Below are 21,814 nucleotides of genomic sequence, written 5' to 3' on the forward strand. Positions count from 1 at the left end.
AAGGAGTTTGCCATGAGTTCACAGCCTGCCGATTCGCTGGCCAGCCCACGCTTTTGCGGCCTGCCGACCTTTATGCGTTTGCCGCTGGCCAACGATCCCGGCGATCTTGATGCGGCGATCGTCGGCATACCGTCGGATTCCGGCGCGCCTTTTCGCAGCGGCGCGCGCTTTGCGCCCAATGCCGTGCGCGCCATGTCGGTGATGCTGCGCCCGATCAATCCCTATCGCGGCAATGTCAATATCTTTGAAAAACTGCGCATTGCCGATGTGGGGGATTCGGTGGTGGTGCCCGGTTATGAAATCGAATCGTTGCGGCTGATAGAAGAAACCATTCACCGCATTGCTGCAGCGGGAGCCGTGCCGTGCGCCATCGGCGGCGACCATTCCGTCACCCTGGCGGAGCTGCGGGCGATTGCCAGAGTACACGGCCCGCTGGCGCTGGTGCAGTTCGATTCACACAGCGACACCTGGGATAAATACTTTGCCGATCTGCAATACAGCGCCGGCACGCCGTTCCGCCGGGCGGTGGAAGAAAACATTGTCGATCCGCGCTATTCGATACAGGTGGGCCTGCGCGGCTCCTTGTTTAAAACCAGCGATATCACCCAGTCGCTGGATTTGGGCTATGAGGTAGTCACCACCGATGAGATGTTCGACATTGGGTTGCCGGCGCTGGCCGAACGCATTAGCGCCAGAACGGCGGGGCGGCCGACGTTTATTACCTTCGATATGGACTTTGTTGACCCGGCTTCGGTACCCGCAGTGCAAACCCCGGAATCCGGCGGGCCGAGCACGCGCGAAGCGCTGTTGCTGTTACGCGCGTTAAACAAGATCAACATGGTGGGCTGCGACGTGACGGAAATCAGCCCGCCGTATGACGGGCCGGGGCAAATCACCGCGCTGCTCGGGGCGACCGCCATGCTGGAATTGTTATCACTATTGGCAACCACAATGCCTTGATTTTCCTATTGCTATTCAACACATCGGGAGTCATGCCACATGAAACTAAAATTGGTTTTTAGTCTTGCCGTACTGGTGTCAGCGTTGATGTCCTTTTTTGCCGCGGCGGCGGGTGATGGGCAACTTGAACTGCTCAAGCAAGGGGAATTACGCGTTGCCACCGAAGGGACCAACCCGCCGTACAGCATGCGGATGGCCAATGGCCAACTGGACGGCCTGGAAATCAGCGTAATGAAAGAGATCGCTCGGCGTCTTGATCTTAAATATATGCCGATTGTGACGAAATGGGACTCCATTTTAATTGGCCTGCAGGCCGATCAGTTTGATATCAGCAGCGCCGCGATGGATATTACCCCGGAACGGCAAAAAGCGATTATCTTTGCCGACGGTTGGATCGAATCCGGCGGCCGGATTATTATTCCGCAAGATTCAGCTATTCAATCCGCACAGGATCTGAAAGGCAAACGCATCGGCGCACAGGTTTCTTCCACCTATGCTCAGTTGGCGGTGGGGCACGGCGCGATATTAAAAAGCTACGTTGACGTAACGGCTGCCGTGCAGGATATGGCGAACGGGAATATCGATGGGGTGATTAATGACTCGATTGGTAATGCCTACCTGATTAAAGACATGAAGCTGCCTTTTAAACAGACGCCGGACTATGTGAACCAGATCCAGAAAGGCTTTGCGCTGAAAAAGGGCAAGCCGAATTTGGTTGCTGCCGTTAATAAAGCCCTGGCCGAAATGAAGGCCGATGGCACTTACGCCAGGCTGGTAACCCCGCTGGTGGGTTACGATCCTGCGCCGAAAGATCCGGTGCGCAGCTTGCCGCAGTAATGCGGCGCAGGGCCTGCTGCTGTATCTTTGAGATGAAAATGCTAGGCTGTGTTCGGCAATCCTTGCCGGGCACCGCGGCCGGGGTTGCAGACGGATTAGCCTGCTTAACGGTTTATCCAGTGTGAAAATACGATGGTTTCTATGAGCACAAGCTACTGTATGAATGATGATAACGAACGGAATTTAAGCAGGAAGGCTTACGATATCATTTTGCAAATGATCATCAACCGCGAACTGCCAGTGAATACCGTATTGCAGGAACGGCGCCTGGCGGAAATGATGGATATTTCCCGCACGCCGGTAAGAAATGCGCTCAACAGGCTGGAAAACGAAGGCTTTATTGTGCGTAACGGCGGCAGAACGCCAGTAGTGAAAGAGTTCTCCATCCAGGAACTGATCGAAACGCTGCACGTGCGCCGCACTCTGGAAGGTGAGGCGGCTCGCCTGGCCGCCGGCCGTATTCCCGGCGATGAGCTGGATGCCATCGCCAGGCAGATTAAACGCCTGCTTAGCCAGGACCGGCCGGATCCCAAAGAGGATTGGGCGGTGGATACCCGCCTGCATGACGCGATCGCCCATTACAGCGGCAACCGTTTATTGAAAGGCTATATTCAAACCCTGCGCTTAAAAACCAGCATGTTCAATTTGCGCCAGGTGCCGGAACGCTTTGTTATTGGCCATAACGAACATTTGGCGATCATTGAAGCGCTGCGCAACGGGCAGGCCGAACAGGCGCGGGATCTGCTTATCGCGCACATTGATAACGTGCGGGAAAGCATCATCAAACGCCTGAGCCAATTCTGAATCCCCTCCGCCAGGCCGCACAGGGCCGGCTAATTCAGCCAGCGGCGGCGGGCAAGGCCGGCGGCCCCGCAGGCGCCGTTAAAGTCTGAAGAAGAGGCGGGGATAAAGCGCACCGCGTCATGGGGCAGCGGGCGGCGCAGATGCATACGCACGCCGGCGATCAGCTCGCATAACGGGAACCCCGGCATATCCATTACCCCGCCGCCGAGGATCACGCTGTGTGGATCAAACAGGTTAATGCTGGTGGCGATGGCGCGCGCCGCGTGCGCCAGCAATGCAACAATAAAGGCATCGCTGCGGCTGTGTAAAAACAGTTCGCCGAGCGTATAGGCGCGCGGCGTTTGTTCATACCAGTGGCGCAGCGCCACGCCGGAACAGACCGTTTCCAGGCAGCCGAGATTGCCGCAGCCGCAGCGCATGCGGCCGTCGCCCTGCGGAATATGGCCAAGCTCGCCCGCCACGCCGTGGGCGCCGGTCCAGGGGGCGCCGTTGAGCCAGATGGCGAACCCCATGCCGGTGCCGAGGTAGGCGGCCAGCACCACCTCGTTTTCCAGCGCGTTTTCATGCACATCATAAGAGAGCTGCAGATTGACATCGCGCGCAAACTGCACCGGGCATGCGAGTTGGTGTTCCAGGCATTCGGCCAGGCCGGCGAATTCGCTGGCCGTCAGCGGCAGGTTGGGGGTTGAGATAATGGTGCGCCGATCGCTGCCCACCAGCGCCGGGAACCCGATCATCACGCCCAGGCCGCGTGCACGGTGCTGCTCAAACAGCTGGCGCAGTTGGCCGCTAAGCCCGGCGGCCAGGCCGGGAGCAATGACCTCCGCGGTGGGTAATTTCTTGCAGACGATCTCCACCCCCTCGGCGTTTTGCAGGCAGAAGCGGGTATGGGTGGCGCCCATATCCACCCCGGCCACCACGGGAAGCGGTTCAGACATGGCGGGCCTCCGCGCTTTTGGCTTGCACAATCTGCTGCGCCATGATGTTCCAGGCTTCGGCAACATCCGGCGAATGGCTGAACAGGCCGGAGGAGCCGACGATCAACACATCCGCACCCGCCTCAATCAGGCGCTGATAGGTGCCTTGGTTGCAGGAGCCATCGATCTCGATTTCATAAGACAGCCCTTCACGCGTGCGCCATTCTTTCAGTTCGGCGATTTTTTCCAGCATTTCCGGGATGAAGGGCTGCCCGGCAAAGCCGGGATCAACCGTCATCACGGTGATCTTGTCGGCCTTGTGAATGTAATACTTCATCGTATCGACCGCGGTTTCCGGGTTGAGGATCAGGCCCACTTTCATGCCGTGCCGGCGGATCTCATCGAACAGGCGAAACGCCTGGCCGTTGATGGTTTCCGGGTGCAGGGTAATGAAATCGGCGCCGGCGGCCGCCAGCGAGGCGATGTAGTCCTGCGGCCGGGTCACCATCAGGTGGCAGTCAAGCGGTTTACTCGCCAGGCGGCGTACCTGGCTGACGAAAAACGGCGAGAGCGTCAGGTTCGGCACGAAGTGGCCGTCCATAATGTCGATATGAAAATAGTCCGCATGGCGATCGATAAACTCGATCTGCTCTTTGAACTTCAATAGATCCATACACATCAGAGAGGGGGATATTTTCATCATTGGCTCCTTACTTACTGATCAGCCGATCCAGTGCGACAGCGGCGATAATCAGCCCGCCCATCACCACCAGTTGGTAGTAGGTTTGTACTTGCAGAATATTCAGGCCGTTATTGATGGTGCCGATGATCAGGCCGCCGATCACCACCGAGAAAATGCGCCCCTTGCCGCCGAAGAAGCTGGTGCCGCCGATAATGGCGCTGGCTATGGCGTAGGTTTCAAATCCCATGCCGGCTAACGGCTCGGCCGCGCCGAGGCGCGCGGTGGACACCACGCCCGCCAGCCCGGCGCAAATGCCGGAGATGATGAACACCACCAACATATGGAACTTCACATCAATGCCGGAATAGAAGGCGGAGTTTTTGTTGCCGCCCAGCGCATAGATGTTGCGCCCCAGCCGGGTGCGGGTGGTGAGGAACCACAGCACAATGGCGATCAGCAGCGAGAAGATAACCGGTACCGGTATGCCGATAACGCTGGCGGCGAAGAAATTGACGAAGTCGAAAGAGAAACCGTACACCGAGTTGGCGTCGGAAATCACCAGCGTAATGCCGCGGAAGATGGCGTTGGTGCCCAGCGTAATGATAAACGGGTGCAACCCCGTCCAGTTCACCAGGCAGCCGTTGATGGCGCCAAGCGCGCCGCCGACCACCACGCCGCCAATCAGCGCGGCGGAAACCGGATCAAAGCCGGCCAGCATCAGTTTGGCGGTGACCATGCCCGACAGCGCCAGGATCGCGCCGACCGAAAGATCGATCCCCGCCACCAGAATGGCGAAGAACTCCCCCATGCCGATCAGCACGGTTACCGAACTTTGCACGAAAATCTGCGTGATGTTGTTGGCGGTGAGGAAATACTCCGCCGACAACGTGCCGAAGATCGCCACGATAATCGCGAGGATGAAAAATGTGCCGTATTTATCCCAGAACAGGGCGAAGTTAAACGGCGCCTTTTCTGGCGGCTCGCCTTTTACTCTTGAGGTAATGCCCATGCCATAATCTCCTCTTCGCTGATATCGTCGCGATTGTTCAAAATTTTCGTCAGGCGCCCTGCGCAAAACACCGCAATACGGTCACAGACGGTAATAATTTCCGGCAGCTCGGAAGAAACCATTAGGATCACTTTCCCTTCGTCCGCCAGCCGGCGCATCACTTTGTAAATTTCAGCCTTGGCCCCCACGTCGATGCCGCGGGTTGGTTCATCGAAAATAATCACTTCCGGGTGGCAGCAGAGCCATTTGGAAATCAGCACCTTTTGCTGGTTGCCGCCCGACAGCTCGGTGATGTTTTGATCCACCGACTGGCACTTGAGCGCGAGCAGGGCACGCTGCTGTTCGGCGATGTCATGCTCTTGCTGCGGTTTGAATAACCCGATGGCGCCCTTGTAGCCGCCGTCTTTCAGGCTGCGGCTGATGGCGATGTTTTCAGCTATGGAAAAGTTGGCGAAAAAGCCGTTCTCGCGCCGGCTTTCGGTGATGTATGCCATGCCTTTTTTCAATGCGTCGAGCGGCGAACGGGGCGTAATCGGCTTGCCGTGCAGCAGGATCTCCCCCTGGCTGCGTTTTTCGGCGCCGAACAGGCAGTTCATCAGTTCGGTGCGGCCGGAGCCAACCAGCCCGGCGAAACCGAGGATTTCGCCCCGGCTGACCGTAAAAGAGATATCGCGGACTTTCTTTTTGTCGCGGCTGGTGACGTGTTTCACTTCGAACACCGTGTCCGGTTCCACATTGCCGGCATTCTCTTTCAGCGCCATAAAGCGGTTTTGCAACTCGCGGCCCACCATCAGGCGCACGATGTCGTCGTTGCTGACGTCGCTCACCATGCCGCTGTTGACGCTACTGCCGTCTTTCATCACCGTGTAGCGATCGCAGATTTGGCGGATCTCATTGAGCTTGTGCGAGATATACACGATCGCACAGCCCTCTTTGCGCAACTGCCGCATGATCAGAAACAGGTAATCAACTTCTTTGCTGGTCAGCGAAGAGGTTGGCTCATCCATGATGATCACTTTGGCGTTGAGCATCAGCGTTCTGGCGATTTCCAACATTTGTTTATGGCTGATGGATAAATTCGCCACTTTTTCATCAAGATCCACTTTTAGGCCGACGCGTAATAACATCATGGCGGCGCGCAGGCGCATTTCTTTCCAGTCAATAATCGTGATGCCACAGACTTTTTTGGTCAGGTGGCGGCCAATATAAAGATTCTCCAGCACGGTTAATTCATCTATAACGCTTAACTCCTGGTAAATAATACCCACGCCTAATTGCGAGGCGAGTTTATGATCCAGTTTGTTATAGTCGGTGTGATCAATGGTGATTGCCCCTTTGGTGGGTTCATAGATACCCGACAATATTTTCATCAGGGTTGATTTACCGGCGCCGTTTTCACCTAATAACGCATGTATTTCATGAGTGTAAATGGCTAAATCAACCGATTTTAATGCATGAACCGGGCCAAAAGATTTGCCGATCCCCGCCATGCTGATATAAGGCGTGACCATATAATTACCTCTATTCCGCCATGCTCCAGGTATCCGCGATATTTGCGCTTGCGGTGTGGCGCGTTTATCCCGCAACTCGCATTATTTTGGGTATATATTTCGCCGTGGCCCCCGGTTTGCGCCACCGGGGGCCGGGTGGCTATTGGGTAATCAGTACCGAATCGACCAGTTTGAATTCCGGCTGTTTATCCAGCGGGATCACCTGGCCAGTCTTGGCTTTTTCCACCAGTAAACGCAGGCCGGTAGCACCGATATCCGCCGGGTTCTGGGCGACGGTGGCGGTCATTTGCCCGCCCGCCACCATTTTGCGCGCTTCAGGAATACCGTCGGTGCCCACGACCAGTACCTTGCCGGTTTTGCCGGCGTTGATCACCGCCTGGGCTACGCCCATCGCCATGGTGTCGTTGGCGCAGTAGAAGGCTTTCAGATTCGGGTTACGCTGCAATACGTTGGTGGCGACATCCAGTGCTTTGATGCGATCCCAGTCGGCAGGCTGGCTGGCAACCAGTTTAATCGCGCCGGCTTTTTGGAAGGCCGCGGTCGCGCCCTGGCGGCGCGCCTCGCCGGAGGCGTTGCCGGCTTTGCCTTCGATAATCGCTACCTCGCCGCCTTCGGCGCCCAGCCGCTGAATGATGTAGTCGGCCGCTTTGCCGCCCACGGCGACGTTGTCGGTGGTGACGAACGCTTCCACGTTGCCGCCCGCTTTTTTCAGGTTATCCATGTCGATTTTTTCATCGAGATTGACCAGGAAAATCCCTTTTTTCCAGGCGCGGGTGACCGGCATCACCAGGTTTACCGAAGAGAGCGGCGCAAAGGCGATGCCTTTGTAATTTTTATTACTGAGATCTTCGAAGAGCTGCAGCTGCGACTGGAAATCCCCCTCCGAAGGCGAAGCGAAAATATCAACGCTAACGCCACTGGCCTTCGCCTGATCCTCAATGCCTTTTTTCATATCGACCCAAAACGGGTTGGATAGCGTTTTTAATACCACGGCATAATCGGCGGCGGCAAAAGCACTGGTGGATAACATCACACCGACAGCAGCGCTACTGAATAACTTCAGAAGTTTGTTCATTGTATTTTTCTCACTGTAGGGTAAATATAATTTATACCCTTCATACTTCAAGTTGCAGGTGTGTTGGCTTTCCTCGCTCCCCCCAGTCACTTACTTATGTAAGCTCCTGGGGATTTGCTGCGTTGCCGCCTTCCTGCAACTCGAATTATTTTGGGTATATACCAGATTATTTCAGACCGTAGGGTCTGAATTAATCGGGTATCGTTTTCAACCTGTGGTCTGAAAATTTTTGGTTATTTATCCCGGCGGAAAAAGTTAACGATAGCGCCGGTTTTTTCCATATTTAACGTTGCCTGTTCAATATTCTGTTGTGCGACGGAAACAAAAAAAGCGTCTAATAAGGTCAGTTGTAAAATACGTGCCGAGGCGTTTCGCCCTAATAATGGCGTTTCCGGCGCCGGCGAACAGATAATAAAGTCTGCCAGTTTGGCGATCGGCGAGTTATAGCTGTGGGTGATACAAATAATCTTCGCCCCGTTGCTCTTCGCCAATTCTACCGCTTCTTGCAGATCGCTGGTGCGCCCAGAGTGAGAGACTACCAGCACTACATCCCCTTCTTGCAGCAACGCGGCGGACATCATCATGATGTGCGCGTCCTGGTAGGCGTGGCAACGCACGCCGATGCGCAGCAGCTTATGCTCGATATCGGCGCAGATCGCGTTTGAGCCGCCGACGCCGTACAGATCGCGCTGTTTGGCGTGGTAAAAATAACGCGCCGCACGGTGGATCTCATCCACATTGACGATCGACTGGCCTTCCATAATGGTGCGCAGAGTGATGTTGAACACCTTGTTCACCACATCTTGCGGCGCTTCATCGAAAGACAGCTCGGCCGGCAACACCTGTTCGGACTGTGAAAAGTAGTCGATCAGTGAACTGCGCAGGTTGCGAAAACCGCTAAACCCCAGCAGTTTCGACACTTTGACAATCATGGCTTCCGACACCATCAGCGCTTCGGCAACGTCTTTTATCGATGGCGCTCCGCTTAAATTACCCGGCGCCAAAAACCATTCCACGATTCGGCTTTCGTTTTCCGTCATACCTTCCTGCTTCATCCGCAGGTAAGGGGCGATGCCGATCCCATTCGGGATGCCCTGATCAAATTCTGATTGGCTCATTTGCTTCTCGCGTCCATAAACTGAAGACGCCACTATATCACCACAGGCCGTTGATAAAATATGCAACAAACTTCACAAAATTATAAAACTTATAAAGTTAATCTTTGTGTGAATTTTGCTCGCATGTGGTAGATAGGTGTTTTTTGGTGTTTTTATTTAATATTCAATTAATTAATTTAATTTTTTGCCAGAAGTCGTCTGCTTTGTGTGATGCCGTTAATCTTAATAAAGCACATTTTTATGAAATAAAGCGCAGCGATAAGGGTGATAACCGCCGAGTTTAGCGGGTTTTTATCGGCTGATTTGGCTTTATTTCACAAATTAAACAACTTTTGTAAAGTTAGCGCGATAGCCCAATCAACGAGAGGTTGTAATGAAGAACATAGCCCTTGGCTGCGATCATGTTGGTTTTGAACTGAAGGCGGCCATTGTCGCGCACCTGCAACAGCGCGGTGTTACGGTGGTGGATAAAGGCACCTGGTCCAGTGAACGCACGGATTATCCGCGCTACGCCGGTGCGGTGGCGGAAGCGGTGTTGGCGGGGGAAGTGGAGGGCGGCATTCTGATTTGCGGTACTGGCGTGGGTATTTCCATTACGGCTAATAAATACCCCGGCATCCGGGCCGTGGTGTGCAGCGAGCCTTATTCCGCCCAACTGTCGCGGCAGCACAATAACACCAATATTCTGGCGTTCGGCGCACGGGTGGTGGGGCAAGAGCTGGCGAAAATGATCGTGGATGCCTGGCTTGACGCCCAGTTTGAAGGTGGGCGCCATCAGGCGCGGATTGATGCAATTAGCGAGATCGAAACGCGCGTTGGTCATGTGCCCGGCGCAGCCTGTGGTTAACCTGATTCGAATCCGCACTTTGTAACCCTCGGTGTAAGGGGAATTGCCTTATCACCCCGAGTTTCTTTGCGGCAATAGTGGCTGGCAATTGTCAGGGCCGAAGGCCCGGCCCCGACACCCCGGCCTGCGCTTAACATGGTCTGCCCGCTGCGCGGGTCCCCTCGCGGCGTCCCCGTCGCCGGACGGGTCGGCTGTCCGTGGCCGATTGCCCCTGGCAACGGTGCCTTGCTCGGCAGCCCAAGATGCGCGCTTATACCCTTCATACTTCGAGCTGCAGGTGCGTTGGCTTTCCTCGCTCACCCCAGTCACTTACTCCAGTAAGCTCCTGGGGATTCGCTGCGTTGCCGCCTTCCTGCAACTCGAATTATTTTGGGTATAGCTTCTATTGATTTTATGAAAGACAACACATTTGGTGAGTTGAGCACGGGTGTTGAAGCCATTGAAGGCGCCGAACGGCGGAACGTAGCATAGGCGAAACCGCCAAGGACGGCGGTTTCAGGCGAGACAGGCAGGGACGCCTGTCGTAGCCGGCCGTGATGCGGAGTGACACAGAGAGGGCAGCCGCGCAGCGGCCGCCTGATATGGCGCAGGCGCGGGTCGTTAGGGGCCGCGCCCACGGCCCCTAACTCGGGCGCGGGCTACGGTGCGACAAAAAGCGACCGAGTTATAGCGACCGAAACCCTCGCGGTCAGGGCAAAGAACGTTGCTATAACAGTACTCTGCCGCCACCAGCGTACAGGGAATTGCCTTAATCCCCCGCAATCAACCCGCGTTTCTTTGCAGCAATTATCAGCGCCGCAGGAGTAACTCCCCTGCCTATTGGGGCGCCCGGCGGACAATTTGCCCCGCCTTATCATGCTGCACCTGCCTGTCGGCCCAGGCCAATTGCCCATTCACCCAAACATACTCAATCCCCGTTGCCCGGGTGCAAGGCTCCGCGAAAGTGGCGCTGTCTTGCACCGTCTCGGTGTTGAACAGCACCAGATCGGCAAAGTTGCCGGGCGCAATCCGGCCGCGCAGCGGGATGCCCAGCTCGGCGGCGGGTAAACCGCTCATCTTGTGGATGGCGGTGTGCAGCGGGAACAGGCCGAGTTCGCGGCTATAGTGCCCCAATACCCGCGGGAACGTGCCCCACAGCCGTGGATGTGGGTGCTCGTCGTGCGGCATGCCGTCAGAGCCGATCATCGTCGGCGGGAAGGCCAGAATGCGCTGCACATCCTGCTCGTCCATCATGAAGTAAATGGCGCCGGCCGGCATCAGCCGTTCCGCCGCCGCTTCATCACTCACGCCCCATTGGGCGGCGATATCGGCCAGCAACTGCCCGGCCAGATGCGGATGCGGGGTTGACCAGCTCACCAGCACCCGGGAAGCCCGCGCCACAAACGCCGGGTTGAGCGTGGTGGAAGACGCGTTATAAGGGTAGCAATCCAAGGACAGCGGCTGCCGGGCGCGGGCGGCCTGTATGCTGGCCAGGGTTTCCAGCGAGCGGCCGTGGTTTTTCACCCCGGCGAGCTTGTGGTGTGAAATCAATACCCGCACGCCCAAGAGGCGGCCGATGGCGTAGCTCTCTTCCAACGAATCCAGCACCGCTTCCGCCTCATTGCGCATATGGGTGGCGTAAATGCCGCCATAGCGCGCCAACGGTTCACCCACCGCCACGATCTCCTCCTGCGTGGCTGCCCGCGCGGCAGGGTAGAAGGTGCCGGTCGAGAAGCCGAAAGCGCCGTCGGCCAAGGCTTCCTCCAGCCGCACGCGCATGACGGCGCATTCCGCCGCGCTGGCCTCGCGCGTCAGGTCGCCGTGCATCACGCTGGCGCGCAGGGTGGTGTGCCCCACCATGCAGGCGGCGTTCACCATGATGCCCTGGGTCGCCATAGCTGCCAGGTAGTCGGCAAAGCGCGGGAAACGCAGCCAGGCCGGCGTGGCGATCAAATCCAGCGGCGCCGGTATCTGCGCCATGGACGCCGGCGCCAGGCTTAGGCCGCAGTTGCCGGTGATGACGGTGGTCACCCCCTGCGACAGCTTGGCGGTCATCATGCCGGGCTGCAGCAGGGCGCGATCGTCATGGGTATGCACATCAATAAAGCCCGGCGCCAGCGCCATGCCGCGCGCGTCGATCGTCTGGGTGCCGTGCAGGGTGCCCGGCGCGCCCACCGCCTGAATATGGCGGCCGGCGATCGCCACATCCGCTTTTTGCGGCGGGTTGCCGCTGCCGTCGTACAGCATGCCGCCGCGAATTACACAACTATTGCCCATGGGGAACCGGTCCTAGAGTGAAGGGATCATGCCGCCATCCACCCGCAAAATGCTGCCGGTGATAAAGGAAGCCTGCTGGCTGGCGAGAAAGGCGGCCACCGCGCCGTATTCTTGTGGCTGGCCATAGCGCCCGGCCGGGATAGCGGCGCGGCTTTTGGCCTGTACATCCTCGACCGCCGTCTGTTCGCGCCCGGCGCGGGCGGCGTCCAACTGTGCGACGCGGTCGGTTGCGATGCGCCCTGGCACCAGAATATTGGCGGTGATGCCGTGCGGCGCCACTTCCGCCGCCAGCGTTTTAGACCAGCCCACCAGCGCCAGGCGCAGCGTGTTGGAAACCGCCAGATTGGCGATGGGCGCCACCACGCCGGATGACGTGCTGGTGATGATCCGCCCCCAGCCGGCGGCGATCATATCCGGCAGGATTTGATCGGTCAGTTGGATCAGCGCGCTGACCATAGCGTTGAACTGGTTTTGCCATACCTCGGCGGGCACGCCGGCAGCAGTCGAAGGCGCCGGGCCGCCGGAGTTATTCACCAGGATGGTAATCGCGCCGTGCGCCTGGCGTATCTGGCCGAGGGTGGCGGCAAAGCTTTCCGGCTGCGAGAGATCCAGCGCCCAGGCGCTGGCCTTGCCGCCGGCCTGTTCGATAAGCTGCACCGTGTGCGCCAGTTTGTCCATGTTGCGCCCGGTCACCGCCACGGTCACGCCTTCAGCCGCCAGCGCAACGGCTATCGCACGGCCCAGGCCGCTGCCCGCGCCGCATACCAGCGCCACTTTATCCGCGATCATCAGATCCATTATTGCACTCCCCCTTGCTGTAATTTTTGTTTCAGCCTGTCAATCAGGCCGGTCAGTTCATCCAGATCGGTTTGGTCCAGCACCGGGCCGGCAGGGCGCACCCGCGCGTGCTGTATCGCACCGCGGCGGCGCAGGGTTTCCTTGCGCAGCGCCAACCCAATGCCGTACTGGAACTCATGGCGCAGCAGCGGCAGATAGCGATCAAAAATATCTTCGCCGCGCGTTGCATCCCCTTCGGCATAGGCGCGGCAAACCTGCACCAGCATTTCCGGCCAGGCGAAGCCGGTCATTGCGCCGTCGGCGCCGCGCGCCAACTCTTGGGGCAAAAACAGCCCGCCGTTGCCGACCAAAATACTGATGCGGCGCAGCCCCCGTTCGGCGCTTTGCCGGCGCAGTTGGCTGAGCTTGCCCATGCCGGAAAGCTCTTCGTGCTTGAGCATCACCAACTGCGGCAGCGCTTCAATCAGCCGCAGCATGACCGGCACCGAGGTATAGACGCCGGTTGATTGCGGGTAGTCCTGCAGGCAGAGAGGAATGTCCGGGCCGAGCAGTTCGCCGATGGTGAGGAAATAGTTTTCCACCTGCGGATCGGTTTTCAGGTTGGGCGCCGGCGCCAGCATCACGCCCGCGGCGCCGCAGGCCATGGCCTTTTTAGCCAGGCGTTCCACGTGGCGATGCGAAGGGTGGCTCACGCCGACGATCACCGGCACCCGGCCGTTAACCCGCGTCAGCACGCGTTGCATGAATTGCTCGGTTTCCTCTTCGGTCAGCTTGTGGGCTTCGCCGAGAATGCCGAGGATGGTGATGCCGTCCACCCCCTTTTCCAGATAGAAATCGGTCAGGGTATCGGCGCTGGCCAAATCCAGTTCGCCGCTGTCGGTAAAGGGCGTGGCGGAGATGATGTACATCCCCTTGGCCTGTTCAGTCAGTTTTTGCATGCGGTGATGCTCCCCGGTAACAGTGAGGTAAACCGCGCCACGATGCTGGCGCGGACTTGAGTCAGGTGGTGCGCCATCGCCTGGCGGGCGCCGTTGGCATCGCTGGCGCGGATGCACTCCATCAGTTGGAGATGTTCGCGGCAGCCCGGCTCGAAGCGGGCGATGCTGCCGTTTTGATCGAACGTGCGCGCTTTGATGCGCAGATCGAAAATCAGGCTTTCCATTTGCGCGCTGCCGCAGTGGGCGGCAATGGTCAGGTGCACCAGGTTATCGATACGGTGGTTTTCTTCGGCGGAAAAGTCGCGCGCCTGCAGGTGGGTTTGCAGCGCCTGTATCACGTTTTCCACCTGCGCCTGCGGGATGTTGCCCGTCGCCATAAAGGCCGCTTCGCCCTCCAGCAGCGCGCGCAGGTGCAGGATTTCCAGGTATTCGTGCAGCGTGGGCTCTTTCACCATCAGTTGCCCGCGCCCGATGCGGCTGGCAAAGCCGCCGCCGACCAGCCGGCTGAACGCCTCCCGCAGCGGGGTGCGCGAGACGCCGAGAGCGCTGGCCAACGCACGCTCCTGCAGCGGCACGTTGGTGGGGATGCGGCCCAGTTGGATCATATTAAGCAGGCGCCGATAGGTCGCTTCGGTGAGATCCTGCCCCCGCTTAGCCAGAAGCAACTCGTTCAACGGCGTTTCTGTTGGCTGCATAGCGTTCCCCTTGCCGAAGGCGTGAAGGTTTGGCCGCGGTGCAGCGGCCGGTTGTGCCGATGGCTTCATGCGCTTTGCGCAAAGGCCATGGCGTGTTCCGCCAGAAAACCCAGCGCCAGCGTTTGTCCCGGCGTGCGCAGGGCGGCCGGCGCGTTGGCGGGCGCATAGGCCACCAGGGTTTTGCCCTGGAAATCGAACAGCAGTTTCCAGTGCAGGCCGCAGAAGGTCGCCATTTTAAGCGCCGCGCTGAGGCGGTGGTCGGCGCCGTGGCTGGCCTCGCCGACCAACAGATGCTCCGGGCGCACTCCCAGCGTTTGCCCGTCCGGCGTATCGATGAAGTTGCACTCGCCGAGAAAGCCGGCGATAAAACGGCTATCGGGCTGGCGATACAGCGCCTGCGGAGTGCCGGCGCCGACGATTTGGCCTTTATCCATGATCACGATACGATCCGACAGGTTCATCGCCTCTTCCTGATCGTGGGTGACGAACACCACCGTCAGCCCCAACTCCTGGTGCAACTGCTTGATTTGCAGTTGGATGGATTGGCGCAGGTTTTTATCCAGCGCGCCGAGGGGTTCATCCATCAGCAGAATATCCGGGTTAAACACCAGCGCCCGCGCCAGCGCGGCACGCTGCTGTTGGCCGCCGGAAAGTTCGCCGGGCAGCCGCAGTGCGTAATCGCCCAGGCTGACCAGCGCCAGCGCATCACCCACCCGGCGGTTGATGTCTTCTTTAGCCAGCCGGCGCATGCGCAGCGGGAAGGCCACGTTCTCGAAAACCGACATGTGCGGGAACAGCGCGTAGTTCTGGAACACCATGCCGATGTTGCGATCGGCAATGCGATCGCGGGTGACGTTTTTGCCGGCGATGATCACGTTGCCGCCATCCGGCTGTTCAAAGCCGGCGATAATTTTTAGCAAGGTGGTTTTGCCGGAGCCTGAAGCCCCCAGCAGCGTGCAGAATTCCCCGCGCGCGACGGCCAGATTGAGCTGCGGGATCGCCACCGTTTGGCCGAAGGTTTTGCGGATGTTTGCCAACGCAACGTCTTTACCTTGCTGAATCTGCATGTTTGCCTCCGTGAGCGGTCAGCAGGCTCTGCAACAGCAGGATGCCCGCGGTGGCGGCGATCAGCACGCAGGAGGCGGCAATCACCGTCGGATCAAAATCAAACGCCAGCCCTTCATACATCAGTTTGGGCAGCGTGCGGTTGCGGATGGTGGTCAGGAACAGCGCCATGATCACGTCGTCAAACGAGGTGACGAAGGCGAAGATGGCGCCGCTGATAAGCCCCGGCAGCAGCGCCGGCAGCATCACCCGGCGGAACATCTGCCACGGCGGCGCGCCCAGGCTGTAGGCGGCCAGCTCCAGGTTTTTATCAAAACTCTTCAGCGCGGCGCTGAGCGTAATAAAGGTGTAGGGGGTCGCCAGGACGGTATGGCCGATGATCAACGCCACGGAGTTGTTAATCAGCCCCAACGGGCCGCAGAGGTAATAGAGCGCCACGGCGATGATAATCGCGGGCACCGACATCGGGATGATAAACAGCGTTTCCAGCCAGCTGCGGTGCGGACCGCTGAGTTTGTGCAGCCCCAGCGCCGCACTGGCGCCCAGCAGCATCGACAGTAGCGTAACCAGCAGGCCGATGTGTACGCTTTGCCCCAGCGCGGCCATCCACTTGGCGTCGGTAAAGAAGTGCACGTACCAGCGCAATCCATACTGTGGCGGCGGGAAGGTGGGGAATTCGTTGGTGCCGAAGCTCATCGGGATAACAATCACCAGCGGCAGGATCAGAAACACCGCCACCAGGGTGCCGGCCAGGGCGCAGGCCTTGCCGCCGGCGCCGCTCGGCACGGCGTTGATGGCCGACTGGCTGCCTTTGGCGCTGCTGCCCGCCATCAGCGAATTCAGGCCAAACAGGGTGTTGAACACCCATAGCGCCAACAGCGTTGCCAGCAGCAGCACGCAGGCCAGCGCGGCGGCGATGCCCCAGTTCAACTCTTCCGTAATGTTGTATGAAATCAGGCTGGCCATCATGCGCTGGGCCGGGCCGCCCATCAGTGACGGGGTGATGTAATAGCCCACCGCATTCATAAACACGATAATGGCGCCGGCCACCATGCCGGGGCGCGTCAGCGGCAGGATCACGCGGAAGAAAATGCCCGGCGCATCGGCGCCCAGACTTTTGGCCGCCAGCAGCAGCGTGCTGTCCAGCGAACGGAAGGAGGCATACAGCGGCAGCACGATAAACGGCATCAGGACGTGCACCATGCCGATCATCACGGCGGTGAAGTTATATAAGAAGGCGATCGGCTGTTGGGTAATGTGTACCGTCATCAGCAGAGTATTGAGAGGGCCGTTTTGCTGCAGCAGCGCTATCCAGCCGGTGGTGCGCACCAGCGCGCTGGACCAGAACGGCAGCAGAATGGCGAAAAACAGGAATTTGGTCATCGCCGGGCGCACGGCGGCCATCAGCCAGGCCAGCGGGTAACTGGTGACGATGCAGCCCAGCGTTACGGCCAGCGCGATAAAAAAGGTGTTTTCCAGTACCAGCCGGTATACCGGCGTGTTCCACAGGTGCAGATAATGCGCCAGGCTCCACTGGCCGTCGACCAGAAAGCCTTCTTTCAGCAGCCCCAGAATCGGCCAGACGAAAAACAGTAGCAGGAACAGCAGCAGCGGCAGCGTTGCCAGCAAGGCCGCCCCCCGCCATCGGGCGCGGGGTGGGGCCGCAGGGGATTGCGCGAAGGTATTCACTACCATAACGGGCTCCGTTTAGAGGGGCGGATACCGCCCCGGTTGCGCAGGGTGGGTTTCAATCGCTGTGAATGAAACGGCGTTATTGCGCGCGGATCTGGTTATAGCGCTCGACGATCGCCGGCCCGTGCTTGTCCCACCAGTCTGCGTCCATAAACAGGGTGTTCGCCAGGCGCTCCGGCGTGGAGGGCAGGCGGGCCTTGCGCGCATCGTCGATGTATTGCATCGCTTCAGTGGTGGTGGGGCCATAGGCGATATATTTGCTGAACTCGGCCTGCTGCTGCGGGGTGATCATGTAGTTCATCAGTTTGATCGCCGCGTCGCGGTGCGGTGCGCCTTTCACCAGCGCAAAATAGCCCACCTGGGCAACGGCGTTATCCCACGACATTTTGATCGGCAGGCCGGAATCGATGCCCGCCTGGAAACGGCCATTCCAGCCCAGCGCCATCTGCACTTCACCGCTGGCCAGCGCCTGTACCGGCTGAGCGCCGTTCTTCCACCACATGGCGACATAGGGTTTGATTTTTTCTATCTGCGCCATCGCGCGATCCACCCCTTGCGGCGTATTCAGCACGTTGTAGACCTCTTCCGGCTTCACGCCGTCGGCGATCAGTGCCGCTTCTATCACCGTGGCCGGTTCATCCTGCAGCGTGCGTTTGCCGGGGAATTTTTCTACGTTCCAGAAGTCGGCAAAGGTTTTGGGCTGCGGCTTGCCGTCGGGGAATGCAGCGGTGGAAAAGCCGATCAGCGTGGAGAAAATCTCGGAGGGCACGCCGTAGTCGTTGCGTGCGCCGGGGATCACGTGATCCTGATTGACCATCTGCGGGGTGATTTTTTCAAACACCCCGAGTTTGATGCCGCGTACCAGCCGCGAGCCATTTTCGGTTACCACGTCCCACTGCACGGTATGGGTGTCCTGCATGGCCTTAAGCTTGCTGACTTGTGGATCGGTATCTTCCACCACGCTAATGCCGGTTTCCTGGCTAAAGGGCGCCAGCCACGCCTGGCTGATGGCTTTTTGATAGGCGCCGCCCCAACTGGCGAAGTTCAGCTCTTCAGCGGCGGCGGCGGAAAAACTGTGGCATACGGTGAACAACCCAAGTGCGAGGCTGCTCGCTTTGATCAACGATTTCATGTGTGCATTTCCCCTGGTGAATGGTGAAGGTGCTGAAACGGTCATGTTGTTTGGCACTTCTTGTGTATTCAAATGGCATGCCAAATGTATCTTGATTGTTCGTTGCAAGAAGCAGGCCCTTTTGACGAGACTGCGTGGAATTTTCCGGCAACTTTTTCTGCCTGGTGGGAAACAACCGCGCTGCGGCAGGCTATCGGGCGGGTGAAAAATTGTGCAGCGGGGCAGGGGAACGGCGCGCTATCGCAGGAAGAGGCAGCGCCGGCAAAGCGTGTTTTGCACCCCGATTACGCAGCGGGCGCATAAAAATGGTGCAGTGGGCAGGATAAGGCCGCCGCTGGGGCGGCCTCGGGTTTAGCGATGGGGATGGGGCGTGGTTAGCGGGTTAATGCAACGTGGCCAGCACGCCTTCCAGCGTATCCAGGAACAGGCTGCTGTGTTGTTCGTTAAACACCAGCGGCGGGCGGATTTTCAGGATGTTGGCCTGCGGGCCGGTGGTGCTGATTAACACGCCGCGTTCGCGCAGCAGGTTAACCGCCTGGGCGGCCAGCAGCGTTGCCGGCGTTTTCTGCGCGCGATCGGTCACCAGCTCTACGCCGATAAACAGCCCGGCGCCCCGCACGTCGCCAATCAGCGGGTAGCGTTCGGCAAGCCGGCGCAGGCCATGACGCAGCTTTTCCCCGCTGCTTTCGGCGTTTTGCTGCAGCTTTTCGTTGCGGATCACCTGCAACACCGCCTGCGCGGCGCGGCAGGAGACCGGGTTGCCGCCGAAGGTATTAAAGTAGCGTTGGCGCTGGCCGAACTCGCTGAACAGCGCCGGGCGACCGACCACCCCGGCCACCGGGTGGCCGTTGCCCATCGGTTTGCCCATGGTCACCATATCCGGCACCACGTCATGGCGGGCGAAGCCCCAGAAATGGCTGCCGGTGCGGGCAAAGCCCGCCTGCACTTCATCGGCGATGAACAGGCCGCCAGCGGCGCGGATCAGCGCTGCGGCCTGCTGCATTTCCCCCGGCAGCGGGCTGAACACGCCATCGCTGGAATAGATGGTATCCATCAGCAGTGCCGCCGGCCGCTGCCCGGCCTGCTGCAACGCATCCAGCACCTGGCGCAGGCTGTTCAGCCATTGCCCTGGCTGGCGGTAGCTGTCGGGGGCGTCGATCGTCCGCACCTGGTCGCCCAGCGTGATGCCGAGCGAAGGCGAAAGGGCAGAGATGGCGCTGGTCACGCCGTGATAGGCCCAGCGGGTGACGATCGCGACGGTACCGCCGGTGATTTCGCGGGCGATGCGTAGCGCCAGATCGTTGGCCTCGCTGCCGCTGCAGGTCATGGTCAGGTTGCCCAGCTCGGGCGGGAATTCCTGCAGCAGCGTTTGCGCGTATTCGATAATCGCCTCGTGCAGATAGCGGGTATGTGTATTGAGCTGGGCGGCCTGTTGGGCGATCGCTTCCACCACCGCCGGGTGGCAATGGCCGACCGAGGCGACATTGTTATACATATCCAGATAGCGCCGCCCTTCGGCGTCGAACAACCACACGCCTTCACCGCGCACCGGGTGCAGCGGGCTTTGATAAAACAGGCGGTAGCCGCCGCCCAGCAGGCGTTCGCGCTGGGCCAACAATTCACTGTCGCTGCTCATGGTGCTTTCTCCTCATGGGCGGCCGCGCGCAACTGCTCGCAAATCTGGTAATGCGACAGGCGCATCAGGCGGCTCAGGTTGCGCCAGGCCGGGGGAACGTTACGCAAAATATAGTCGCGGTTGCCGGGGTACAGGGTGGCCCGCCAGCCGGCAATGGTGATGGTCAGGCACAGGCGGGTGGCGATCAGATCCGGCAACACCTGCAGTTCGGTATCGGTGAGCGGCAGAGCCTGGTGGTAGGCATGGATAAATGGCCTGGCCAGCCGCAGCGGGTCCGCTTCGTCGGTCAACTGATAGGCCAGCGCCGTGGCCAGATCGTTAATCATCGGCGCGTAAAGCGCATCGCCAAAGTCGATAATGCCGCTTACCTGCGTGCCGCTATCGTCGGCCAGCACGTTATGGGGGTTAAGATCGTTGTGGATCACCTGGCGGCGCACCGAAAACTTCAGCGGCGCGACCCGCTCGTGGTGGTTTTCCAATACCCGGCGGATCAGGCGCTGCTGTTCCGCATCGTTAATCACCGCCAGCTTGGGCGCCAGCCGTTCCGGGTGGGTGATATCCCACAGCAGATCGCGCTGCGCGCCGGGGTGGCTGAAGCTCTGCAGAGCAAGATCCAACTGCGCCAGCGTGCGGCCAAGCTGCGCCATAAAGGCGGCGTTCGGCGCCTGGCGGTGCTGCGGCGTGCCGGGCAGATAGCTCACCACCCGCACTGACAGGGTAACCCCGTTCACCTCGATCTGCGGCTGCAGGCTGCCGTCCAACGCGCTAATCAGGCGCGGCACCGGCAGGCTGCTGTTGTGCGCGGCAACGTGCGCCAGCATCGCGGTTTGAAAATCGATTTCCTGCGCGGCCTCGGCAGGGTTGATGAAGCGCGCCATCATTTGCCGCCCATCGGCGCAGGCCAGGCAAAAATTGCGGTCGCGCTCACCCGGCAGCGGGGTTACCTGGCCTTCAAGGCCGTAGCCTTCGCGCAATAGCTGCCCGGCAAGCCGGGTATCAATCGGTGGCACGTCGGTGGTGAACAGCGCCGGCGTGGTGGCAAGATCAGACATGTTGGCCCCCGTCTACGTGGATTTCTGCTCCATTGATATAGGCTGCCCCCTGGGTGCTGAGGAAGTAAATCAGCGAGGCGACCTCTTCCGGCTTGCCCAGCCGCTGCAGCGGCACCGACTGTTCGACTATTTCCATAGTGCCGGGGGATAAAATCGAGGTTTCAATTTCACCGGGGGCGATTGCGTTCACCCGCACGCCCTGTTGGCCGAAGTCATGGGCCATTTCACGCGTCAGCGCCGAAAGCGCCGCTTTGGATGTGGCATACGCCACCCCGGCGAACGGGTGCACTTTGCTGCCGGCAATTGAGGTGACATTGGTGATGCTACCGTGCGCGGCTTTGAGCTCATCAAACAGCCCGCGGGCCAGAATGGCAGTGGAAAATAAATTGACGTTAAACACCTTGAGCCAGGTGGCGTAATCGGTTTCAAGCACGCCAAGCCGCCCGCCGTGTTCGTTTTTGGGCGAAATGCCGGCGTTGTTCACCAGCGCATCAAGGCGGCCCCCGAGCAGGCTTTTGATCATCGGCAGGCTTTGCTGCAGTTGATCGATGTCGGCCAGATCGAGGTGGATATGGTTCAGTAGCCCCTCGGCCCAGGGGCACTCTTCCGCCCAGCTTTGGCGCGAAGCGGTATAAATTTGCCAGCCTGCGGCGTGAAAGTGTTTAACCGTGGCGTGGCCGATACCCCGGCTGGCGCCCGTGAGCAGGAGCGTTTTTTTTGGCTGTTGCATCGCGAAACCTCCCTATGATGTTTGCTGCATTAACGGCACAGCCCCACGTTAACGGCGCGC

General features: G+C 59.3%; 20 protein-coding genes. 4 read left to right on the top strand and 16 right to left on the bottom strand.

Going from position 1 to position 21,814, the window contains the following annotated elements; genetic code table 11:
- The first annotated feature begins 12 nt into the window (after positions 1-12).
- The 3 genes from ABFX35_RS01035 (at position 13) to ABFX35_RS01045 (ending at position 2,601) form a co-directional block, all read left to right on the top strand.
- On the top strand, positions 13-960 hold the full coding sequence (locus ABFX35_RS01035; RefSeq protein ID WP_346078675.1) for an agmatinase: 948 nt from the start codon (positions 13-15) through the stop codon (positions 958-960).
- A gap of 39 nt (positions 961-999) precedes the next feature.
- Positions 1,000-1,797: a transporter substrate-binding domain-containing protein gene (locus ABFX35_RS01040; RefSeq protein WP_346078677.1), complete on the top strand. Its 798-nt coding sequence runs from the start codon at positions 1,000-1,002 to the stop codon at positions 1,795-1,797.
- Between the two features lie 159 nt (positions 1,798-1,956).
- A complete protein-coding gene (locus tag ABFX35_RS01045) occupies positions 1,957-2,601 on the top strand; it encodes a GntR family transcriptional regulator (RefSeq protein WP_230472665.1) in 645 nt (214 codons plus the stop codon).
- Positions 2,602-2,630: 29 nt separating this feature from the next.
- Here the strand turns inward: ABFX35_RS01045 and alsK are convergent, their stop codons facing one another.
- The 6 genes from alsK to ABFX35_RS01075 form a co-directional block, all read right to left on the bottom strand.
- A complete protein-coding gene (gene alsK, locus ABFX35_RS01050; RefSeq protein ID WP_346078679.1) occupies positions 2,631-3,539 on the bottom strand; it encodes an allose kinase in 909 nt (302 codons plus the stop codon).
- Positions 3,532-4,218 (bottom strand): D-allulose 6-phosphate 3-epimerase, encoded by a 687-nt coding sequence (gene alsE / locus ABFX35_RS01055; RefSeq protein WP_095845699.1) that lies wholly within the window; start codon positions 4,216-4,218, stop codon positions 3,532-3,534. Before alsE ends, alsK begins: the two co-directional genes overlap by 8 nt.
- Before the next feature lie 10 nt (positions 4,219-4,228).
- The gene (gene alsC, locus ABFX35_RS01060) at positions 4,229-5,209 is read right to left on the bottom strand and encodes a D-allose ABC transporter permease (protein ID WP_121555238.1); all 981 of its coding nucleotides are present in this window, start codon (positions 5,207-5,209) and stop codon (positions 4,229-4,231) included.
- On the bottom strand, positions 5,188-6,720 hold the full coding sequence (gene alsA, locus ABFX35_RS01065) for a D-allose ABC transporter ATP-binding protein AlsA (RefSeq protein WP_346078682.1): 1,533 nt from the start codon (positions 6,718-6,720) through the stop codon (positions 5,188-5,190). Before alsA ends, alsC begins: the two co-directional genes overlap by 22 nt.
- Positions 6,721-6,859: 139 nt before the next feature.
- The gene (alsB, locus tag ABFX35_RS01070) at positions 6,860-7,795 is read right to left on the bottom strand and encodes a D-allose transporter substrate-binding protein (protein WP_095845696.1); all 936 of its coding nucleotides are present in this window, start codon (positions 7,793-7,795) and stop codon (positions 6,860-6,862) included.
- Positions 7,796-8,028: 233 nt separating this feature from the next.
- The gene (locus ABFX35_RS01075; protein WP_095845695.1) at positions 8,029-8,913 is read right to left on the bottom strand and encodes a MurR/RpiR family transcriptional regulator; all 885 of its coding nucleotides are present in this window, start codon (positions 8,911-8,913) and stop codon (positions 8,029-8,031) included.
- Positions 8,914-9,286: 373 nt separating this feature from the next.
- Between ABFX35_RS01075 and rpiB the strand changes: the two genes are divergently transcribed.
- Complete coding sequence (gene rpiB / locus ABFX35_RS01080) at positions 9,287-9,760, top strand: bifunctional allose-6-phosphate isomerase/ribose-5-phosphate isomerase RpiB (RefSeq protein WP_346078684.1); 474 nt, start codon at positions 9,287-9,289, stop codon at positions 9,758-9,760.
- Positions 9,761-10,576: 816 nt separating this feature from the next.
- On the opposite strand, the gene ABFX35_RS01085 is transcribed toward rpiB, so the two are convergent.
- The 10 genes from ABFX35_RS01085 to ABFX35_RS01130 form a co-directional block, all read right to left on the bottom strand.
- Positions 10,577-12,016, bottom strand: a complete 1,440-nt coding sequence (locus tag ABFX35_RS01085) for an N-acyl-D-amino-acid deacylase family protein (RefSeq protein ID WP_346078686.1) — start codon at positions 12,014-12,016, stop codon at positions 10,577-10,579.
- Positions 12,017-12,028: 12 nt separating this feature from the next.
- Positions 12,029-12,814, bottom strand: a complete 786-nt coding sequence (locus tag ABFX35_RS01090) for an SDR family oxidoreductase (RefSeq protein WP_279026671.1) — start codon at positions 12,812-12,814, stop codon at positions 12,029-12,031.
- The gene (locus tag ABFX35_RS01095; RefSeq protein ID WP_346078689.1) at positions 12,814-13,752 is read right to left on the bottom strand and encodes a dihydrodipicolinate synthase family protein; all 939 of its coding nucleotides are present in this window, start codon (positions 13,750-13,752) and stop codon (positions 12,814-12,816) included. The genes ABFX35_RS01090 and ABFX35_RS01095 overlap by 1 nt, the downstream gene beginning before the upstream one ends.
- The gene (locus ABFX35_RS01100; RefSeq protein WP_279026667.1) at positions 13,740-14,447 is read right to left on the bottom strand and encodes a GntR family transcriptional regulator; all 708 of its coding nucleotides are present in this window, start codon (positions 14,445-14,447) and stop codon (positions 13,740-13,742) included. Before ABFX35_RS01100 ends, ABFX35_RS01095 begins: the two co-directional genes overlap by 13 nt.
- Positions 14,448-14,512: 65 nt before the next feature.
- On the bottom strand, positions 14,513-15,514 hold the full coding sequence (locus tag ABFX35_RS01105) for an ABC transporter ATP-binding protein (protein ID WP_346078691.1): 1,002 nt from the start codon (positions 15,512-15,514) through the stop codon (positions 14,513-14,515).
- Complete coding sequence (locus ABFX35_RS01110; protein WP_279026663.1) at positions 15,495-17,207, bottom strand: ABC transporter permease subunit; 1,713 nt, start codon at positions 17,205-17,207, stop codon at positions 15,495-15,497. Before ABFX35_RS01110 ends, ABFX35_RS01105 begins: the two co-directional genes overlap by 20 nt.
- A 76-nt stretch (positions 17,208-17,283) precedes the next feature.
- Positions 17,284-18,336, bottom strand: a complete 1,053-nt coding sequence (locus ABFX35_RS01115) for an ABC transporter substrate-binding protein (protein ID WP_346078693.1) — start codon at positions 18,334-18,336, stop codon at positions 17,284-17,286.
- 382 nt (positions 18,337-18,718) lie between these two features.
- Positions 18,719-19,972 carry an aspartate aminotransferase family protein gene (locus tag ABFX35_RS01120; RefSeq protein WP_279026659.1) on the bottom strand — a complete coding sequence of 418 codons (1,254 nt, stop codon included), beginning with the start codon at positions 19,970-19,972 and terminating at the stop codon, positions 18,719-18,721.
- The gene (locus tag ABFX35_RS01125; protein WP_279026657.1) at positions 19,969-21,024 is read right to left on the bottom strand and encodes a phosphotransferase; all 1,056 of its coding nucleotides are present in this window, start codon (positions 21,022-21,024) and stop codon (positions 19,969-19,971) included. The genes ABFX35_RS01120 and ABFX35_RS01125 overlap by 4 nt, the downstream gene beginning before the upstream one ends.
- Complete coding sequence (locus tag ABFX35_RS01130) at positions 21,017-21,754, bottom strand: SDR family NAD(P)-dependent oxidoreductase (protein WP_279026656.1); 738 nt, start codon at positions 21,752-21,754, stop codon at positions 21,017-21,019. The genes ABFX35_RS01125 and ABFX35_RS01130 overlap by 8 nt, the downstream gene beginning before the upstream one ends.
- Positions 21,755-21,814 lie beyond the last annotated feature (60 nt).

Source organism: Gibbsiella dentisursi (assembly GCF_039539505.1).
Classification (GTDB): Bacteria; Pseudomonadota; Gammaproteobacteria; order Enterobacterales; family Enterobacteriaceae; genus Gibbsiella; species Gibbsiella quercinecans.

Excerpts from the sequence above, each read along its gene's own strand:
- alsK (WP_346078679.1), bottom strand. The coding sequence starts at position 3,539 with ATGTCTGAACCGCTTCCCGTGGTGGCCGGGGTGGATATGGGCGCCACC.
- alsA (WP_346078682.1), bottom strand. The coding sequence starts at position 6,720 with ATGGTCACGCCTTATATCAGCATGGCGGGGATCGGCAAATCTTTTGGC.
- ABFX35_RS01095 (WP_346078689.1), bottom strand. The coding sequence starts at position 13,752 with ATGCAAAAACTGACTGAACAGGCCAAGGGGATGTACATCATCTCCGCC.
- ABFX35_RS01085 (WP_346078686.1), bottom strand. The coding sequence starts at position 12,016 with ATGGGCAATAGTTGTGTAATTCGCGGCGGCATGCTGTACGACGGCAGC.
- ABFX35_RS01120 (WP_279026659.1), bottom strand. The coding sequence starts at position 19,972 with ATGAGCAGCGACAGTGAATTGTTGGCCCAGCGCGAACGCCTGCTGGGC.
- ABFX35_RS01075 (WP_095845695.1), bottom strand. The coding sequence starts at position 8,913 with ATGAGCCAATCAGAATTTGATCAGGGCATCCCGAATGGGATCGGCATC.
- ABFX35_RS01035 (WP_346078675.1), top strand. The coding sequence starts at position 13 with ATGAGTTCACAGCCTGCCGATTCGCTGGCCAGCCCACGCTTTTGCGGC.
- ABFX35_RS01125 (WP_279026657.1), bottom strand. The coding sequence starts at position 21,024 with ATGTCTGATCTTGCCACCACGCCGGCGCTGTTCACCACCGACGTGCCA.
- ABFX35_RS01105 (WP_346078691.1), bottom strand. The coding sequence starts at position 15,514 with ATGCAGATTCAGCAAGGTAAAGACGTTGCGTTGGCAAACATCCGCAAA.
- ABFX35_RS01130 (WP_279026656.1), bottom strand. The coding sequence starts at position 21,754 with ATGCAACAGCCAAAAAAAACGCTCCTGCTCACGGGCGCCAGCCGGGGT.
- rpiB (WP_346078684.1), top strand. The coding sequence starts at position 9,287 with ATGAAGAACATAGCCCTTGGCTGCGATCATGTTGGTTTTGAACTGAAG.
- ABFX35_RS01040 (WP_346078677.1), top strand. The coding sequence starts at position 1,000 with ATGAAACTAAAATTGGTTTTTAGTCTTGCCGTACTGGTGTCAGCGTTG.
- alsB (WP_095845696.1), bottom strand. The coding sequence starts at position 7,795 with ATGAACAAACTTCTGAAGTTATTCAGTAGCGCTGCTGTCGGTGTGATG.
- ABFX35_RS01110 (WP_279026663.1), bottom strand. The coding sequence starts at position 17,207 with ATGGTAGTGAATACCTTCGCGCAATCCCCTGCGGCCCCACCCCGCGCC.
- ABFX35_RS01100 (WP_279026667.1), bottom strand. The coding sequence starts at position 14,447 with ATGCAGCCAACAGAAACGCCGTTGAACGAGTTGCTTCTGGCTAAGCGG.
- alsE (WP_095845699.1), bottom strand. The coding sequence starts at position 4,218 with ATGAAAATATCCCCCTCTCTGATGTGTATGGATCTATTGAAGTTCAAA.
- ABFX35_RS01090 (WP_279026671.1), bottom strand. The coding sequence starts at position 12,814 with ATGGATCTGATGATCGCGGATAAAGTGGCGCTGGTATGCGGCGCGGGC.
- ABFX35_RS01045 (WP_230472665.1), top strand. The coding sequence starts at position 1,957 with ATGAATGATGATAACGAACGGAATTTAAGCAGGAAGGCTTACGATATC.
- ABFX35_RS01115 (WP_346078693.1), bottom strand. The coding sequence starts at position 18,336 with ATGAAATCGTTGATCAAAGCGAGCAGCCTCGCACTTGGGTTGTTCACC.
- alsC (WP_121555238.1), bottom strand. The coding sequence starts at position 5,209 with ATGGGCATTACCTCAAGAGTAAAAGGCGAGCCGCCAGAAAAGGCGCCG.